Origin of the sequence: Mesorhizobium sp. M8A.F.Ca.ET.181.01.1.1 (genome assembly GCF_004792025.1) — a bacterium.
Classification (GTDB): domain Bacteria; phylum Pseudomonadota; class Alphaproteobacteria; order Rhizobiales; family Rhizobiaceae; genus Mesorhizobium.
This window is the reverse complement of the sequence record NZ_SRTV01000003.1, coordinates 291,620-308,332: the sequence shown is the minus strand read 5'-3', so window position 1 is coordinate 308,332 and position 16,713 is coordinate 291,620. Positions and strand designations below refer to the sequence as shown.

Genomic DNA, 16,713 nt, shown 5'->3' with positions numbered 1-16,713 from the left:
CGCTCACCCCAGCCGGAGCGCGATCACTCCGGCGACAATGCTGAGCGCGGCCGCACCGCGCCAGCCCGTCATCTTCTCGCCGAGCGCGTAGACCGAGATCATCATGGCGAACAGGATCGAGGTCTCGCGCAATGACGCCACCGAGGCGATCGGCGCCTTGGTCATGGCCCACATCACGATCCAGTAAGCCGCGCCGGAAAGCACGCCGGTGAACAGCCCGGTCTTCCAGTCGCGCGCCAACACCGGCAACGCCTTGGGCCCCCGGAAAACGAGGCACAGCACCAGCGCCCCAAGCGCATCGCAGATGAACAGCCAGGCGGCATAGCTTTGCGCGGTTGCCGCCAGCCGCGCGCCGCTGCCGTCGGACAGGGTGTAGCTGGCAATGAACACCGAGGTGCCGAAGGCGAAGCCGACCGCCCGCAGGTTCAGCTTCTCCAGATGCGCGCCGCCGCGAAACGACATCACCAGCGTGCCGGCCGACAACAGCAGGATGCCGACAATGGCGAGCGGCGCCGGCACCTCGGCGACGACGAACATGCCGCCGACCGCGGCCAGCAGAGGGGCCGTGCCGCGCGCCAGCGGATAGGTCTGGGCGAAATCGCCGGCCTGGTAGGCACCGATGAGGAAAGTGCGGTAGCCCATGTGGAAGATCACCGAGGCGATGATATAGGGCCAGACTTCCGCCTTCGGCACCTCGACAAAAGGCAGCACCACGAGGCCCGCGACCCCCATGCCGAGCGTCATCAGCGTGATCGACAGGAAGCGATCGAGATGCACCTTGACCAGCGCGTTCCAGATCGCATGCATGGCGGCGGCGGCAAGCACCGCGAAGAAGACGAAAAGCGTCATATGGGGCTCATCGACCTCCCGGGCCGAATGGCGTTTCGAGATCGATGTCGACCCGGACCGGGAAGTGATCGGACGCCACCTCGCCGATATCGGCGCCGATCGATTTCACCCGCCCGGCCAACATACCACCGACGAAGCAATGGTCCAGCCGGCGCTTTGCCAGCCTGCCGTCGATGATCTTCTCATGCGTGTGGAAATCACCAGCCGGTTCGACCGCCACGGCTGCGGCATCGACGAAGCCGCCAAGATAGGCAGCACCCCGATGGTAGGGCGTGCTGCCGACGATGCGGCGGTGTTCGGCGCTGCCCGGCTCCATGTTGAAATCGCCCAGCCAGATCGCCGCCGGTGGATTTTCCGGCTCTGATTCTCCATGCGTCCAGTTGCGCGAAGGCTCGTCATCGGTGCCGCTCCACGGACCGCCTTCCGATGGCGCCCGGCGGTGCTCGGCCAAGAGATAATCAATCTGCTCCAGCCGCTCTTCCGCCGCGATGTGCGCGAGATGCAGCGAAAGCACCCTGACCGGCCCTGCCGGCGTGCGGATCATGCATTCGAGCGCGGCGTTGCGCGTGTTGAGCGGACGCAACGTGCGGCGCATCGGCAGCGCGTGCAACCGCGACCAGACAATCGGCAGTTTCGACAGAACCATGGTGCCGAACTGCCGGCGCCGGTTGACCAAATGGCCGTCCCGCCATTCGCTGGCATCCATGTCGAAGGCCGGGCCATACACCCAGTGATAACCAGGCAAAAGGCGTGAAAGCATTTCCGCCTGGTCGTCGAAATTGCTGCGCTGCCAGTGCCGCTCGATCTCCTGCAAGGCGATGATGTCGGCGCCGGCGACAAGGCGCGCCGCGCGCGAAAGATCGTAGCGCGTGTCGCTGCCGAACCCGTACTGGATGTTGTAGCTGACCAGCTTCATTGCTTATCCGGCTCACTTCTCGGCGTTGGCAGTAACGGTTCGGTCGATTGCTTGCAATGTGCAGGAAGACGGACGGGGCTTGGGCCAGCAGGGCGGTTGAGACTCGGTATCTGCTAGTCGGTGGTCAGCGGCTGGAAGCGGCCGGCGGGCGACGCCGCCAATTCCGCCCAGTCGATCTCTTCCTCCAGCCGGTGATAGGCCTCGTCACCGATCGTGCCATTGCTGCGCAGTTCCTCCAGCGTGTCGCGCTGGCGGTTGATGGCATAAAGGCGCAGCCGGTCGTATTCGGTCGCGGCCTGCGCGTCGTCGGGGTTTTCAGCGATCACACGCTGAGCCTCATACTGCTCGCGCACGACGGCGGCCGCCGCCGAGGTCTTGCGGTTCAGCACGTCCAGCGCTGCCTGCATGATGGCGACGCGCGCCTTCGCCACCTCATTGTCGACGGTTCTGTCCTTGTCGAAGTTGATCCAGCGCAGCAGCGGCTTTAGCGTCATGCCCTGCAGCACCAGCGTGCCCAGAACCACCGCGAAGGCGGCGAGCACGATCGGATCGCGGCCGGGAAAATTGGCCGGCAGCGCAATGGCCACGACCAGCGTCACCAGCCCGCGCATGCCGCACCAGCCGACGAGAACGGCGCCTCCGAAAGTCGGCAACTCCCGCCTTGCCTCTTTGCCGCCGAAGCGGGCAATCCATCGGATGATCGCGACGTAACTCGCCACCCAGGCAAGACGTGCGACGATAACGACGACCAGCACCGTTGCGGCGAAAAGGAATGCTTCGCCTTGCCCGTCTCCGGCCAGCCTGCCGACGATCGTGCGTGCCTGCAGGCCCATCAGCACGAACGCCAGCACATTGAGCACGAACACCGCCGACTCCCAGACCGAATAGGTGCTGACGCGGCGTCTCGCCGACGAGTGGCGCGGTCCCCTGCGTGCAATGGTCATGGCATAGACGACAATGGTGATGATGGCGGAAAGACCGAGCTTGTCGGCGATGATCCAGACGGCAAAGGTTCCGGCAAACTGGACCACGGTGCTGCTCGCCGCATCCTCGATGCGGGTGAGCGCCAACAGCGACACGCGGCCAAACAGATAGCCCGCGACAAGACTGCCAATCGTCGCCAGCAGGATCACCGGAATGGCGTTGCTCAGCATGATCGATCCCAGCGCTGCCGAAACCGCCAGCCGATAGATCAGCAGCGCCGTGGCATCGTTGAGCAGGCTCTCGCCCTGCAGTATGGCGGTGATGCGGTGCGGCACCTTGAACTGCCCGAGCACCGCCGATGCCGCCACCGCATCCGGCGGCGCGACGATGGCGCCAAGCGCGACCGCCGCCGCGATCGGCAGTCCGGCCATCTTCCAGCCGACGAAGGCAACCACGACGGTGGTGAAGACCACAGCGCCGAGCGCCAGCAGCACCAGCGACAGCCGGTAGCGCTTCAGGTCGCGCAGCGACGTGTCAAAGGCGGCATCGAGCAGCACCGGCGCGATGAACAGGGCAAGCGCCAGTTCCGGGTCGATCTCGATCACTGGCGCGCCCGGCACGAAGGCAATCGCGACGCCGGCCAGGGCCAGCAGGGACGGATAGGGAATCTCCAGCCGTCGCGACAGCGCCGTCAGCGCGACGGCGGTCAAAAGCAGGACGAGGGTCAGTTCAAAAAGAGCCATGGGCGGTTACTTCTGGAGACCGGATTGCCGACGCGGATATTCCCGCAAGATGCGGTGGATTGGCCATCAAACTCAAGCCCTCTGGCCGCACGTCTCAAACCGCCTCCTGCCCCGCATGATCCTCGTCGGCTGCTCGGGATATCATGGACGCCGCGAAAGCCATCGTCGAAAAACATCGCCGGGCTGTAACACGCATGTAAACGGTGGCCCTCTGTGAGCGTGACGGGCCTCCATGAAAGGCCGCACGCCCATCAGAAAGCGTGGCACCCTGATCTGGATCGGTTCCGCTGGGGCGAAATGACGCCCTGAGAGAGGCGTTGGGACCCTTGCGGTGCGCTTGATGTTGTATCTGGGTACGAGCAGCGCACTCGTTGGCACGTTGTTTGGAGGGGTTGGAACTGTTATGATCCGTACCGAGGCTCGGCCCAGCGACCACACACAGCAAGGCAGCATGCAGACCGCCGGAAGGACCCTTACGCGGCGCACGCCGAAGCAGCAACGCTCGCGGCAGACCGTCGACGTCGTGCTAGAGGCGGTACAGCTTGTAGCCAAGCGCCACGGGACACTGGCGATTACCACCAATCGCATTGCCGAGGCCGCCGGCGTCAGTGTCGGATCGCTGTATCAGTACTTCCCCGACAAGCGCGCGATCTTCACAGCTCTTCACGACCGGCACGTCGATGAGGTGCGGCGGGTCATCAAGCAGACGATCACCGACTGCGCCTCGGCTTCGCTGGAGGAATTCGCGCGCGAACTCGTCCTGGGCCTGGTGAACGCGCACGCGGAAACTGCCGAACTGCACGACGTTGTCGCGTCCGCTGTTCCGCACAGCGCTCTCGGCTTCAAGAATGCGCTGCATCAGACCTTCGGACAAGTCCTGTCACGCGCCGAGGACCCGGAGCGGTACAGCCTCGACGAGACGGAGCGGATGCTTTTTGTCCTACCTCGCATGGTGGAAGCGCTCGTGCACGGAGGACAGCACGCGCCCCTCTCGCGCGATGGTGCAAGGAGCGAGGCAATCCGCACCGTACTGGTCTACGTGAATTCCTTTCAGGGCAGCGCTCCGAAAGACTACTGAAACGACGCGGTATTCTCGGTGGCCCACTGGTCGAACGGGATTGGTTCCCGTCCGGTTATCTCCTTTACGCCATCCGTCACTGTATCAAGCCGGCCCTCGCGCACCGCCCGCCAGATGTCCTCGAGCGCATCCGCATAGGCGCCTTTCCCGGCCCATTCGACCGTGCGTGCGTATGCCTGACCGTCCGTTATTTCCTCGAAGCGAACGGGCTTGCCGATGGCTCTACCGATCGTATCCGTCATCTCCCCATACGACAGCGCCTCAGGGCCGGTGATCACAAGTGCCTGGCCGTCGTAGTCGCGTGTGGTCAGGGAGGCTGTGGCGACGGCAGCGATGTCGTCTGGATGGATGAATGCGATCTTGCCCCCACCCGTGGATGAGCGCAGCACGCCCTCTCGGCGGATGGACTCCGACCAACCGAAGGCGTTGGACATGAATCCGGCTGCTTGAATGAATGTGAACGCCACCCCGCTCTCCCGAACGGCATTCTCGCCCCGTGCATGCCACGGACCGGTGCCGATTCCGGTTCGCACGTCTAGCGTGGAGAGCTTGACCACATGTCGGACGCCTGCGCGGTTGGCAGCGCAGGAGACCGCGCGATCTCGCTTCTCGAGATCCAATCCATCCGTGACGAGGAATATCCCGTCGACTCCAACCAGCGCCCTGCCCAACGAGGGACCTGGATTCTCGAGGTCTCCGACATGAATGTCGACCTGGTCGCAGAAAAGGGCTTTGGCCCTCTTCGTGGAGCGGACAAAAACGGACGGGCGTGCCCCCGCATTAATGAGGCGCTGAACTACCCGGGCGCCGATGTTTCCCGTAGCGCCGATGACCAGGTATTTCACTTGAGTTTGCTCCAGCCACGGATCACCTCGAACGCCATTTGCTTCTGGCCAGCCAGGGTGAAATGCAGACCGTCGCTTATGAGGAAGTCCGAAGGAGGCGGGCTCCCCAAAATAGAGAAGGCGTCGATGACGGGCCCGTCGCCGTCGCGAATAATCTTGGCGACTCGCTCAAGATCTTGGTTGCGGAACCGAACCCCGAACCTGGCAAGGCCCGGATGCGTCGCGACCTGCGCTTCGTTGACCGCTGGCGGGGTGATCCAAACGCAGCTCGCCTTGGTCTCTCGGGAAACGCGCTGGCGCAACTCCGCGATGTTGCGCGCGGTCTCCTCGTGATGGACGAGTGTCTTGGTGGGGTGCGGGCCCTGCGTGCGCGCATCATTGGTACCGAACAGGAAGAGGATCCAGTCGGGCCGGGCATCGGTAATCTCTCTGACACGCACAAGACCGTGCGTGGTCGTCTCGCCCGCCACCGCGCTGATGGTCAGCGAAATCTCCTCGGCACCTCGGCGCATCGTCAGCATTTCCCTCAGGATCACCGCCCAGGACTGGGGCTCGGATGTCAAGCTGTCGCCGAACACCACTACTTTGGCCCCTCTGCGAAGCGGAAGGCGATCGACCATCGATGCCACGGCCTGGTCCGCAAGCAGGGCGCTAGCCGCTTCCGAGGCCTCCTTTTGCATGCGGCCAAGTTCGGCCGCGTAAACCTCGACCGGAAGGCCAAGTAGCGCTGCATGAGCGTCCTGGCCGAAATTCGCACCTCCGGGGAGGGAGGCCAGACTCCGCTCGGGTTGGATGACCTTCAAAAGCCAGTTCACCTGTTCATTCGACATCGATTCACCTCGCACCTGAATTCATCCGCACAGGTGATAGATAGCCGCGTCCCAGGAACGCCGCTACTCGCGTTATCGGGTCGATAAGGATTTGAAAATACTGATAAATTTTGCAACATCCGGAGTCTTCATCAGGTTCCAGCTCCTGCGGACACCGCTCGCTTTCACCGCTGACAGCCGACAACCAGGGGGACTTCATCGACCCGTTGCACGACATCGCGTACTCACAAACGACATTCGCGCCCGCGAAGTAGAGACCTGGAAGTGTTGGCGAGCCAGGTGAACGGATCGACGCCGCTCATCTTGGCGGCCTGCAGGATCGTGGCGATCGTCGACCCTGTCTGCCACCGCCATCAGACCCGGCGAAGACCGCATTCTTGCGTTTGATTGTGTGGGGCCGAATGGCGCGATCCACCGTGTTCGAACCGATGTCGAGACAGCCGTCGGCGACGCTCATCTCGGGCTGGTTTCGCTGGCGGGCTCCTAGCGGGAGGCCGGCAATTGCAGGCCGGCTCACCTGAATATCCGCTGAGCTTAATGCAGCACCAGCATATCGCTCGACGAGAACGAAATCTCGGCCTTCTCGCCGACTGCGGGCGGCGGGGTGGCGGAGTTGTTGAACGTGTCGAGCGACACCATGTTGCCGCCGATGCCGACGCGGACCCGGATCACCGAGCCGAGAAAATGCACTTCGGAAATCTCCCCGGTCAGGCTGGCGTCGCGGCCAGGCTGGCGGCCGAGCGAAATTGCCTCGGGCCGCAGCGCCAGCGACAGCATGTCGCCGGACTTCGAGCCGTTGAGCTTGCCCTTCAGTTCGACTTCCTGGGTGTTGACCTGCACCTTGCCGGACGCGGCGTCGGTGACCTTGCCTTCGAGCACGTTGAGCGTGCCGACGAAATTGGCGACGAACTTGGTCGCCGGCCGGTTGTAGATCTCGAACGGCGTGCCGACCTGCTCGGCCTTGCCGCCATACATGACCGCGATGCGGTCGGAGATCGACAGCGCCTCTTCCTGGTCATGGGTGACGAAGATTGTGGTGATGCCGAGCCGCTTCTGGATCGAGCGGATTTCCTCGCGCAGCGACACGCGCACCTTGGCGTCGAGCGCCGACAGCGGCTCGTCGAGCAGAAGCAGCTTCGGCTTCGGCGCGATCGCGCGCGCCAGCGCGATGCGCTGCTGCTGGCCGCCCGAGAGCTGGTAGGGGTAGCGGTCCGCCATCTGCGGCAGCTTGATGATGCCGAGCATCTCGGCGACACGGGCATCGATGTCCGCCTTGGGCATGCCCGCGACCTTCAGCCCGAAGCCGATGTTCTGCGCCACGGTCAGGTTCGGGAACAGCGCATAGGCCTGGAACACCATGCCGACATTGCGCTGGTTGGGCTTCAGCCTTGTGATGTCCTTGCCGCCTACGACGATCTTGCCGGCGCTCGGCTCCTCGAAGCCGGCCACCATGCGCAGCACCGTAGTCTTGCCGCAGCCGGATGGCCCGAGGAAGGAGACGAATTCGCCGCGCTCGACGTCGAGATTGAAATCCTCCACGACCGTGGTGGCACCGAAGGATTTTCGAACGTGCTGGATGGAGAGGAACGGGTCGGCCATGGCTTTTTCTCTCAGGTCAATTCGGGCGGTTCGCCGATTTCGGCGCGAAGCGGGACAGGATCTGGATCAGCGACATGCAACCCCAGGTGATGGCGAAGGCAATGATGGCAAGGGCTGCCGGCTCATAGGCCCGGTTGGCGCCGATGTTCTGCAGATACGGGCCGAAGGCCGGCCGGTTGAGCAGGCTCGCCATGGTGAATTCGCCGATGACGATCGCGAACGTCAGGAACGCGCCCGACAACACGGCGATCAGCACGTTGGGCAGAATGACGCGGCTTATGATCGTACCCCAACCGGCGCCCAGGATCTGCGCCGCTTCCGTTAGTGTGCGCACATCGATGGTCCGGAGGCCCGTATCGACAGCTCGATACATATAGGGCAGCGCCAGCGTCGCATAGCCGATGACCAGCAAGGCATTGGTGCCCGTGTCGGTAGCCAGGAACGGCAGCGGTGAATTCGAGCCATACATCCTGATATAGCCGAAGACGATGACGATGGCCGGGATCACCAGCGGCAGCAGCGTGATGAATTCGACGATCGGCCGGAGCTGCGGCAGGCGAAGCCGTATCCAGTAGGCAGCCGGCACCACGATGAGCACGCCGAGGACGATGGTGAAGACGGCGGCAAGCACCGAATAGCCGAACGTCGCCTGGAAGCGTGCGTCGCCCAGTACAACCTTGTAGGCGTCAAAGGAATAAACGCCGCGCCGCATGCGCATGGAGAACTCCACCGTCGCGAACAGCGGAATGAAGAAATAGGCCGCGCCCAGCGCAAAGACGAGCCAGGCCCAGAACCTGCCAGCCTTCATTTGAGCCACCTCTCGGAGCGGGTGCGGAACCAGATGTAAAAGACATTGGCAAGACCGGTAATCAGGATCATGCCGAAGGCTATGGCATAGCCGAGATGGGCATTGTGCAGCACGTCGCCACGGATCTGGGCATAGAGCAGGATCGGCACGATGTTGAGCGACGAGCCGGTCAGCGCATAGGCGGTGGCTATGGCACCGAAGGCGTTGGCGAACAACAGGATCACGGTGCCGAGGAAACTCGGCCAGATCACCGGAATGACCACCATGCGCCAGTACTGCGACATGGTCGCGCCCAGCGTTGCGGCGGCTTCGCCCCATTCCTTCTTCAACCCATCTATGGCCGGCACGATGATGACCACCATCAGCGGAATCTGGAAATAGACATAGGTCAACGTCAAGCCCCAGAACGACAGGATGTTGAAGCCGTGTGCGTAGATGTTGAGGCCGAACAGGGTGTTCAGGATCACCGTCGCAAGGCCGAGCCGGCCAAGCGTGGCGAGGAAGGCGAAGGCCAGCGGCACGCCGGCAAAATTCGAGGCGACGCCGGAAAACGTGAGTGTCGCCGAGCGAATCCAGTCTGGCAGGCCGCCGCGCACGATGGCGATGGCAATCGCCAGCCCAGCAAAAGCGCCGATCAGCGACGAGGCCAGGCTGACCTTGATCGAAATCCAGTAGGCGGCGACGATCGACGGCTGCGCCAGTTCCGCAATATTCTCGAAGGTGAACTCACCTGCATCGTTCTGGAACGCGCCCAGCATCAGGTAGAGCGTGGGCAGGATCAGGAACATGATGGCGAAGATGAAGAACGGCGCGACGCCGAGCCATTGCGTCGGCAGCTTGAGGCTACGCGCCTCGGCGGGAGGCGCGGTCTTTCCGGCAACAGCGTGATCGGAAAATGAGAGATCGGTCATGCGCCGGCTACCGTCTTCAAGAGGAAAAACCGGGCAGCCGTGAAGCCGCCCGGTGGATTTCAAGTCTTACTTTACATTGGCGCCGACAACGGCGTCCCAGTTCTTGGTGATGGCTTCCTTGGCCTTGCCCTGCTCGTCGAGCGTCGGGAACACCGCGGCCGCATAGGACTCGGCCGGCGGCAACTTGGCCAACACGTCCGCCGGGATCTTGCCGTTCTTGGCAAGATCGTTGAAGCGGATCGGGTGGCAATAGCCCTTCAGCCAGGCGACCTGGCCTTCGTCGGAATAAAGGTATTCCAGCCAGAGCTTGGCCGCGTTCGGATGCGGCGCGAAGGCGCTGATCGCCTGCACGTAGACGCCGGCGACCACACCGGTCTTCGGCACGACGACGTCGACGGGCGGGTTGCCCTTCAGTGTGTCACGGCCGGCGAGCGCGTTGTAATCCCAGGTGATCAGGATCGGGGTCTGACCCTGGGCGAGCGTGGCGGCCTTGCCGATGACCGGCACGAAATTGCCGGCGGCGTTAAGCTTCTTGAAGAAGTCGAGGCCGGCGGTCCCGGCAGCTTCACCAGCGGCCGCACCAGACGACAGACCAGCGGCATACACCGCCTGGATGGCCTGGTTCGAGGCGCGCGGGTCACCGGCAAGGGCTACCGAGTTGGCGAATTCCGGCTTCAGGAGGTCGGCCCAGTCCTTCGGCGATTCCTTGATCAGATCCTTGTTCACCTGGAAGGACAGCACGCCGTAATAATCGCCGGTCCAGAACCCTTCCGCATCCTTGGCGCTGTCGGGGATCGAGTCCCAGGTCGACACCTTGTAAGCCTGGATCAGACCATCCTTCTTGGCCGACGGGCCGAAGGAGAGGCCGACGTCGATGACGTCGGGAGCCTGCGGGCCCTTGTTGTCCTTGTTGGCCTTGATCGCCTCGACTTCGTCGCCGGAACCGGCGTCCGGGTTGAGCTCGTTGATGGTGATTTCCGGATATTTCGCCTTGAAGCCGGCGATGACGTCGCCATAACCACACCAGTCATGCGGCAAAGCGATGGTGGTGAGCTGGCCTTCAGCCTTCGCGGCCTTGACGAGATCGTCCAGCGAAGCCGCGGACGAAATCACCGACGACACCATCAGGGTCGCGGCCGAAAGGGAAAGCACCTTCCCCGTGAATTTGAACATGTGTTCTCTCCGTTGAACTGGCGCCGTTGGACGCCTGCGATGCGGTATCGTTTTCGTGTGACAGCCAGATGAAAGCTTTGTGAAACCAGCCGTCAGCAGCGCGAAAAGTTAACTCTTTTTAACAGGCTGTAGCAATTAGCCATCACTTAATTTTCCGGCTAATCATTAATCCGCCCGTCTTTCGCCCTTCCCCTTTCCTTTCCCCTCGTTTCCCGATCAACTTCCGCCCCCCCGGAACCGGCCTCAGACCGTCCCGGCGATGGCGTTTTCGAGCAGTGTCAGCGCGGCCTTCTTGGTCAGCTTGACCGGGTTGCCGCCGGCCGTCGGATCGACCACCGCCATGTCGGCGATCAGTCCCTTGCGCTTCTTGTCCATGTCGAGCCCCTTGATCAGGCCCGGCAGTGCGTGCGGCACCTTCAATTCCTTGCGCAGCTTGATGACAGCCTTGGCGAAGCCGTCGAAACCGCCCTTGATGCCGCAATAGGCGGCGAGCCGGGCAATACGCTCCTCGATGGAGTCGCGGTTGAAGGCCAGCACATAGGGCATGAACACGGCGTTGGTCATGCCGTGGTGGGTGTCGTAGAGCGCGCCGATCGGATGAGACAGTGAGTGGATGGCGCCCAGCCCCTTCTGGAAGGCCGCGGCGCCCATGGCCGCCGCGCTCATCATATGGGCGCGGGCGACAAGGTCCTTGCCATTGGCATAGGCCTTCGGCAGGTTTTCGAAGACCAGGCGCACACCTTCGACCGCGATGCCGTCAGCCATTGGATGATAGCCCGGCGCGCAATAGGCCTCGAGGCAATGGGCGAGTGCATCCATGCCGGTGCCGGCGGTGATGAAAGAAGGCATGCCGACCGACAGCTCCGGATCGGCGATCACGATCGCCGGCAATAACTTCGGATGGAAGATGACCTTCTTGGTATGCGTCTCCTCGTTGGTGATGACACCAGCGCGTCCGACCTCCGAGCCGGTGCCAGCTGTGGTCGGCACCGCGATGATCGGAGCGATGGCGTCGGAATTGGCGCGCGTCCACCAGTCGCCGACATCCTCGAAATCCCAAACCGGCCTGACTTGACCGGCCTGAAAGGCGATCAGCTTGCCGAGGTCGAGCGCCGAGCCGCCGCCGAAAGCGATGACGCCGTCATGCTTGCCCTTTTTGAACACCGCAATGCCGGCGGTGAGGTTGGAGTCCACCGGGTTCGGCTTCACCTCGGAGAACACGCCATAGGGCACCTTGGCGTCGTCGAGAATCCTGAGCGTCGTGGCGACGACCGGCAGCTTGGCCAGCCCCGGATCGGTGACGAAGAGCGGCCGCTTGATGCCGGTGGCCGCCAGCACCTCCGGCAGTTCCTTGATGCGGCCAGCGCCGAAGCGGACTGTGGTGGGGTAGTTCCATTTGGAGATGAGCTTGGACATTTTTGTCTTTCGAAAATTAGATGGCTTCACGCAGATGAAATGATTTCGGCCTCGTCAGATTGTCGTAGCCGATGGCCGACAGCCCGGCACCCTTGCCGGTGTCCTTGACGCCGGTCCAGACCAGCGCCGGATCGAGATAGTCGCAGCGGTTCATGAACACCGTGCCGGTCTCGACCCGGTCGCCGATCGCCACCGCGTGCTCGGTGTCGCGTGTCCAGATCGAGGCGGTCAGCCCATAGGCGCTGTCGTTCATCAGCGCGATCGCCTCATCGTCGTTGCGCACTTTCATGATGCCGACGATCGGGCCAAAACTTTCCTCGCGCATGACGCTCATCTGGTGGTCGACTCCGGTCAGCACCTCGGGCGCCAGATAGGGCGAGCCGGGCTGGTCGTTGGCCACCTTCATGTTGATGTGCGCCACCGCACCCTTGCGCAGCGCCTCGGCCTTCTGCTCGCGGATCAGGTCGGCAAAACGCGCCTGCGCCATCGGCCCCATCGTCGTCGCCTGTTCCAGAGGATTGCCGACGACGTAGTTCTTCGTCTCGGCGATAAAGCCTTCGACGAATTCGTCATAGACCTTCTCGTGCACATATACGCGTTCGATGCCGCAGCAGCATTGGCCTGAGTTGTAGAAGGCGCCGTCGACCAGATTGGCCACGGCGTGGTCCATCTTGGCATCGGCCAGCACATAGGCCGGGTCCTTGCCGCCGAGCTCGAGGCCAAGCGTCATGAAGGTGCCTGCCGCCGCCGTTTCAATGGCGCGGCCGCCGGCGACCGATCCGGTGAAATTGACATGGTCGATCTTGCCCGAACCCAGCAGTTTTTCGGTCTGGGCGTGATTGAGAACGACGTTCTGGAACACGCCCTTGGGCAGCCCGGCCTTGTCGAAAGCCTGTTGGAAGCGCTCGCCGACCAGCAATGTCTGCGCCGCATGTTTCAGGATGACGGCATTGCCGGCCATCAGTGCCGGCACGATGGTGTTGACGGCTGTGAGATAGGGATAGTTCCATGGCGCGATCACCATGACCACGCCGAGCGGATCCTTCTTCACATAGCGGCGGAAGCCGTCCTTGGGATTGGAAGCCGGCACGGATTTCAGCGCCGCCTCGGCGATCTCGACCATATAGGTGGTGCGCTCCTTGACGCCGCCGAACTCGCCGCCATACCGAACCGGACGCCCCATCTGCCAGGCGATCTCCGGCACGATCTCGTCTGATTTCGCAACCAGCGCTTCGAGCATCGCCAGCATGTACTTGCCGCGCTCGACGATCGGCGTCTGCGCCCACTTCTCCTGCGCCGCCTTGGCACGCTCGACCGCGGCATTGATCGCCTGGTCCGTCGCGACCGGACGCTCGGCATAGATCGAGCCGTCGATGGGAGATTTCAGTTTGACCGTTTCGGTCATCGTTTAAGTCCTCGCACTTCTGTAACAATCGAAAAATCACATGGCTTGGCGCTGCCCCTCATCCGCCTGCCGGCACCCTTCTCCCCGTGTAGCGACGGGGAGAAGGGAAACGCTCCAGCGCTGGCATCCCTCTCTCACCGTTCTTCACGGGGAGAGGGTAAGGGTGAGGGACGGCGCTAACGTCGTGGCAATCTAGTACCGCTCGAACCCCCTGTGCAGTTCCCAATCCGTGATACGGCGGTCGTATTCGAACTGTTCCCACTTTGCCGTGTGGACATAGTGTTCGAGCACATCCTCGCCGAGCGCCTGCTTCAGCATCTTCGACTTGGCCAGCGTCTCGGTGGCATCGCGCAACGTCTTTGGGATCTCCGGCAGGCGCGAAGCCTGGTAGGCATCGCCGACGAAAGGTTTTTGCAGTTCAAGCTTCTCGTCGATGCCGGCCAGCCCGGCCGCGATCAGGGCTGCAAAGGCAAGATACGGATTGAGGTCGGCGCCGCCGATGCGGCATTCCATGCGGATGCCCTTGGTGCCTTCGCCGCACAGGCGGAAGCCGGCGGTGCGGTTGTCCTCGCTCCACATGATCTTGGTCGGCGCGAAGGTGCCGGCCTGGAAGCGTTTGTAGGAGTTGATGTAGGGCGCCAGGAACCAGGTGAATTCCTTGGCGTACTTCAACTGTCCCGCCGCCCATTGCTGACCGAGCGTGGACAGGGTCCAGTCGGCTTGTCTGTCGAAGAACAGCGGCGTCTTGCCGTCGGCGCTCCACAGCGAATTGTGGATGTGGCTGGAATTGCCGGCGAGCCCGTAATTGTACTTCGACATGAAGGAGATCGCCTTGCCTTCGGACTCCGCGATCTCCTTGGCGCCGTTCTTCAGGATGACGTGGCGGTCGGCCATGTCGAGCGCTTCGGCATAGCGCACGTTTATCTCTTCCTGGCCGGGGCCCCACTCGCCCTTGGAATTCTCGATCGGAATGCCGGCCGCTTCCATCTCGTTGCGAAGCCGGCGCATGACGCCTTCTTCCTTGGTGGTGATGCCTATCTGGTAGTCGCCGATATAGGGCGACGCGGTGTCGAGACTTTGCCAGTGCTTCTTGCGGGCGGAATCGTAGGTCTCGTTGAACAGGTAGAATTCGAGCTCGGAAGCGAAATAGCCGATATAGCCACGCTCCTGCAGCCGCTTCACCTGCTTCTTCAATATGGCGCGCGGCGAGTGCGGCAGGTCGTCATGGGTATGGTGGTCGAGCACGTCGCAGATCACCAGCGCCGTCTTTTCCAGCCAGGGAATACGCCGCAGCGTCGCAAGGTCCGGCTTCATGACGAAATCGCCATAGCCCTTCGACCAGCTTGCCGCCTTGTAGCCCGGCACCGGCTCCATATCGATATCGGCCGCCAGCAGGTAGTTGCAGCCATGCGTTTCGTCATGCGCGGAATCGACGAAGTACTGCGCTAGGAACCGTTTTCCCGCCAGTCGGCCCTGCATGTCGACGATGCATGCCAGCACCGTGTCGATCTCGCCATTGGAGACCGCTTTCTTCAACTGATCGAACGAGAAATTTCCGGCCATTCCTTTGGCACTCCAGCGCTTGGTCGTTTCGGGCTTGTCATATTGAACGGGAAAAAACCGTGGCGAGCGAACCCGCCACGGTTTGATTGGCTGTTTAGGCGGATTCGCCGACGGCCTTTTCGGCCGCTGCGATGGTCGCCCTGCGCTTGGCGATTGCCGCCTCGCCGATGGGAGGCCCCTGGAAGCGGCGGTTTTCAACGGCGAACCACAAAACGACGAGCAGAATGATCAATCCAATCGCATAGTTGATCAGAATGTCGAAGGGCGGCTGGATGCCGGCATACATCAACACCAGGACACCAAGCACGGTGATGATGGCGAACGGCTTTGACCAGATGCCGAGCCGGAACGGTCCGAATTCGGTCCAGCTCTTTCCTTCCGCAAGAAGTCCCGCTGCGATCGGCATGGCATAGGAGACGTAGAGGAAGAGAGCGCAGCCGGCTGCAAGCGCCGCGAAAGCCGGCGAATAGAGCGTGGCGGCGATCGACAGCACGACGCCGAGCCAGATAGCCGGAACTGGCGTGCGCCAGGTCGGCGAAACCTGCTTCCACAAAGACGACCCCGGCAGACCCCCGTCACGCGAAAAGGCGAAGATCATACGCGATGTCGAAGTGAGGCCGGCCAGCGCGCACAGATAGTTCGACAGCACGATGGCGATGCCGAGCAGAGCCTTGAGCCAGGTTGGCGCCGGCAGATTGTTGAACAGGTTGAACCAGGCATTGCCGCCGTCCTTGGCGGTCGCCACGAGATCGGGGCTCGCAAGGACGAAGGAGACCGCCATGACGAAACCGAAGACGAGAGACCAGAGGACCGCGTGGATCATGCCCCTGGGCACCGCAACGCGGGCATTGTGTGTCTCCTCGGCAGTGTGCGCCGAGGCGTCGAAGCCGGTGATCGTGTAAAGCGGGTAGAGAAGGCCGATCAGGAAGGCCACCAGCGCCGTGCGGGCCGTCGGAACATAGCCGCCCCCGAGATCGCCGGTCGTGTTGACGAAGGTCGTCAGTCGCGAAAGGTCGAAACCATGCGCGCCCCAGATCAGGAAGGTCAGCGTCAGCACGACCGCAACGACGAGGATGAGGTAGCCGGAAAAATCGGTCAATCTCGTTGTCGTCTTGATGCCGAGATGATTGAACAGACCTTGGGTGACGGTAATGATCACGACAGCCACCGTCTGCTGCCAGAAGCCCCAGGTCGATGTGTCCCAGCCGAAGATCGGACCTGCGACGAGCCCTTGAAACAGCAGGTAGACGCCGACATTCACCGAGGCGACCACGAAGATCAGGCCGAGCAGGTTGATCCAGGCCGTAGCCCAGCCCCAGCCGCGACCGCCCAGGATCGACGACCAGTGATAGAGGCCGCCGGCGGTAGGATAGGCCGAGCCGATCTGGCCCAGCGAAGCAGCGACGACAAGGGCGAAGACGCCCCCGATGAGCCAGCCGATGGTCGCCTCGAAACCACTGCCGGTGGCCATCGCCAGCGGGAAGGACGTAATGCCGCCCGCCAGGATGCAGATAATCGAGAAGGAAATGGCGAAGTTGGAGAAGCCGCTCATGCGGCGAGCCAATTCCTGGGCGTAACCCATACTGTGAAGGATATTTGTGTCCTCCGACTTGTCGGGTTGATCAGGTGTTGTCATGTCAGAATTCCCCTCTT

15 protein-coding genes are annotated in these 16,713 nt (G+C 62.6%); 1 reads left to right on the top strand and 14 read right to left on the bottom strand.

The features are described 5' to 3' along the window. Positions 1-3: 3 nt before the first annotated feature. The 3 genes from EN824_RS14195 to EN824_RS14185 all read right to left on the bottom strand — a co-directional run bounded on the left by EN824_RS14195 (position 4) and on the right by EN824_RS14185 (position 3,432). Positions 4-849 carry an EamA family transporter gene (locus EN824_RS14195; protein ID WP_127869919.1) on the bottom strand — a complete coding sequence of 282 codons (846 nt, stop codon included), beginning with the start codon at positions 847-849 and terminating at the stop codon, positions 4-6. 7 nt (positions 850-856) lie between these two features. Further along, complete coding sequence (locus EN824_RS14190) at positions 857-1,765, bottom strand: endonuclease/exonuclease/phosphatase family protein (RefSeq protein WP_127280172.1); 909 nt, start codon at positions 1,763-1,765, stop codon at positions 857-859. 113 nt (positions 1,766-1,878) lie between these two features. Next, positions 1,879-3,432, bottom strand: coding sequence for a sodium:proton antiporter (locus EN824_RS14185; RefSeq protein ID WP_127280171.1), 1,554 nt, complete (start codon positions 3,430-3,432; stop codon positions 1,879-1,881). Positions 3,433-3,835: 403 nt separating this feature from the next. Here EN824_RS14185 and EN824_RS14180 point away from each other — a divergent pair, with 403 nt between their 5' ends. Continuing rightward, entirely contained in the window at positions 3,836-4,510 is a 675-nt protein-coding gene (locus tag EN824_RS14180) for a TetR/AcrR family transcriptional regulator (RefSeq protein WP_135915025.1), read from the top strand. On the opposite strand, the gene EN824_RS14175 is transcribed toward EN824_RS14180, so the two are convergent. The 11 genes from EN824_RS14175 to EN824_RS14125 form a co-directional block, all read right to left on the bottom strand. Beyond that, positions 4,504-5,355: an SDR family oxidoreductase gene (locus tag EN824_RS14175; protein ID WP_127280169.1), complete on the bottom strand. Its 852-nt coding sequence runs from the start codon at positions 5,353-5,355 to the stop codon at positions 4,504-4,506. The two genes, EN824_RS14180 and EN824_RS14175, sit on opposite strands and share 7 nt — an antisense overlap. Further along, positions 5,352-6,185, bottom strand: a complete 834-nt coding sequence (locus EN824_RS14170; protein ID WP_127869921.1) for an SGNH/GDSL hydrolase family protein — start codon at positions 6,183-6,185, stop codon at positions 5,352-5,354. The genes EN824_RS14175 and EN824_RS14170 overlap by 4 nt, the downstream gene beginning before the upstream one ends. A 298-nt stretch (positions 6,186-6,483) precedes the next feature. Next, positions 6,484-6,642 carry a transposase gene (locus EN824_RS14165; RefSeq protein ID WP_127280627.1) on the bottom strand — a complete coding sequence of 53 codons (159 nt, stop codon included), beginning with the start codon at positions 6,640-6,642 and terminating at the stop codon, positions 6,484-6,486. Between the two features lie 77 nt (positions 6,643-6,719). After that, positions 6,720-7,784 carry an ABC transporter ATP-binding protein gene (locus EN824_RS14160; protein ID WP_135929326.1) on the bottom strand — a complete coding sequence of 355 codons (1,065 nt, stop codon included), beginning with the start codon at positions 7,782-7,784 and terminating at the stop codon, positions 6,720-6,722. Between the two features lie 16 nt (positions 7,785-7,800). Then, a complete protein-coding gene (locus EN824_RS14155) occupies positions 7,801-8,592 on the bottom strand; it encodes an ABC transporter permease (RefSeq protein WP_135929327.1) in 792 nt (263 codons plus the stop codon). Continuing rightward, complete coding sequence (locus EN824_RS14150; protein WP_127869924.1) at positions 8,589-9,503, bottom strand: ABC transporter permease subunit; 915 nt, start codon at positions 9,501-9,503, stop codon at positions 8,589-8,591. Before EN824_RS14150 ends, EN824_RS14155 begins: the two co-directional genes overlap by 4 nt. Before the next feature lie 66 nt (positions 9,504-9,569). Beyond that, positions 9,570-10,676 (bottom strand): ABC transporter substrate-binding protein, encoded by a 1,107-nt coding sequence (locus tag EN824_RS14145; protein WP_127869925.1) that lies wholly within the window; start codon positions 10,674-10,676, stop codon positions 9,570-9,572. Between the two features lie 243 nt (positions 10,677-10,919). Continuing rightward, on the bottom strand, positions 10,920-12,092 hold the full coding sequence (locus EN824_RS14140) for an iron-containing alcohol dehydrogenase (protein ID WP_127279063.1): 1,173 nt from the start codon (positions 12,090-12,092) through the stop codon (positions 10,920-10,922). Between the two features lie 16 nt (positions 12,093-12,108). Then, a complete protein-coding gene (locus EN824_RS14135; RefSeq protein ID WP_135919006.1) occupies positions 12,109-13,497 on the bottom strand; it encodes an aldehyde dehydrogenase family protein in 1,389 nt (462 codons plus the stop codon). Between the two features lie 192 nt (positions 13,498-13,689). After that, positions 13,690-15,060 carry a glutamine synthetase family protein gene (locus tag EN824_RS14130; RefSeq protein WP_135919007.1) on the bottom strand — a complete coding sequence of 457 codons (1,371 nt, stop codon included), beginning with the start codon at positions 15,058-15,060 and terminating at the stop codon, positions 13,690-13,692. A gap of 94 nt (positions 15,061-15,154) precedes the next feature. Continuing rightward, positions 15,155-16,696, bottom strand: a complete 1,542-nt coding sequence (locus EN824_RS14125) for an amino acid permease (protein WP_135919008.1) — start codon at positions 16,694-16,696, stop codon at positions 15,155-15,157. Between the last annotated feature and the right edge of the window lie 17 nt (positions 16,697-16,713).

What these genes read in the sequence shown, in the direction of transcription:
- EN824_RS14195 (WP_127869919.1), bottom strand. Translation starts at nt 849, where the DNA reads ATGACGCTTTTCGTCTTCTTCGCGGTGCTTGCCGCCGCCGCCATGCAT.
- EN824_RS14190 (WP_127280172.1), bottom strand. Translation starts at nt 1,765, where the DNA reads ATGAAGCTGGTCAGCTACAACATCCAGTACGGGTTCGGCAGCGACACG.
- EN824_RS14185 (WP_127280171.1), bottom strand. Translation starts at nt 3,432, where the DNA reads ATGGCTCTTTTTGAACTGACCCTCGTCCTGCTTTTGACCGCCGTCGCG.
- EN824_RS14180 (WP_135915025.1), top strand. Translation starts at nt 3,836, where the DNA reads ATGATCCGTACCGAGGCTCGGCCCAGCGACCACACACAGCAAGGCAGC.
- EN824_RS14170 (WP_127869921.1), bottom strand. Translation starts at nt 6,185, where the DNA reads ATGTCGAATGAACAGGTGAACTGGCTTTTGAAGGTCATCCAACCCGAG.
- EN824_RS14165 (WP_127280627.1), bottom strand. Translation starts at nt 6,642, where the DNA reads ATGAGCGTCGCCGACGGCTGTCTCGACATCGGTTCGAACACGGTGGAT.
- EN824_RS14160 (WP_135929326.1), bottom strand. Translation starts at nt 7,784, where the DNA reads ATGGCCGACCCGTTCCTCTCCATCCAGCACGTTCGAAAATCCTTCGGT.
- EN824_RS14155 (WP_135929327.1), bottom strand. Translation starts at nt 8,592, where the DNA reads ATGAAGGCTGGCAGGTTCTGGGCCTGGCTCGTCTTTGCGCTGGGCGCG.
- EN824_RS14150 (WP_127869924.1), bottom strand. Translation starts at nt 9,503, where the DNA reads ATGACCGATCTCTCATTTTCCGATCACGCTGTTGCCGGAAAGACCGCG.
- EN824_RS14145 (WP_127869925.1), bottom strand. Translation starts at nt 10,676, where the DNA reads ATGTTCAAATTCACGGGGAAGGTGCTTTCCCTTTCGGCCGCGACCCTG.
- EN824_RS14140 (WP_127279063.1), bottom strand. Translation starts at nt 12,092, where the DNA reads ATGTCCAAGCTCATCTCCAAATGGAACTACCCCACCACAGTCCGCTTC.
- EN824_RS14135 (WP_135919006.1), bottom strand. Translation starts at nt 13,497, where the DNA reads ATGACCGAAACGGTCAAACTGAAATCTCCCATCGACGGCTCGATCTAT.
- EN824_RS14130 (WP_135919007.1), bottom strand. Translation starts at nt 15,060, where the DNA reads ATGGCCGGAAATTTCTCGTTCGATCAGTTGAAGAAAGCGGTCTCCAAT.
- EN824_RS14125 (WP_135919008.1), bottom strand. Translation starts at nt 16,696, where the DNA reads ATGACAACACCTGATCAACCCGACAAGTCGGAGGACACAAATATCCTT.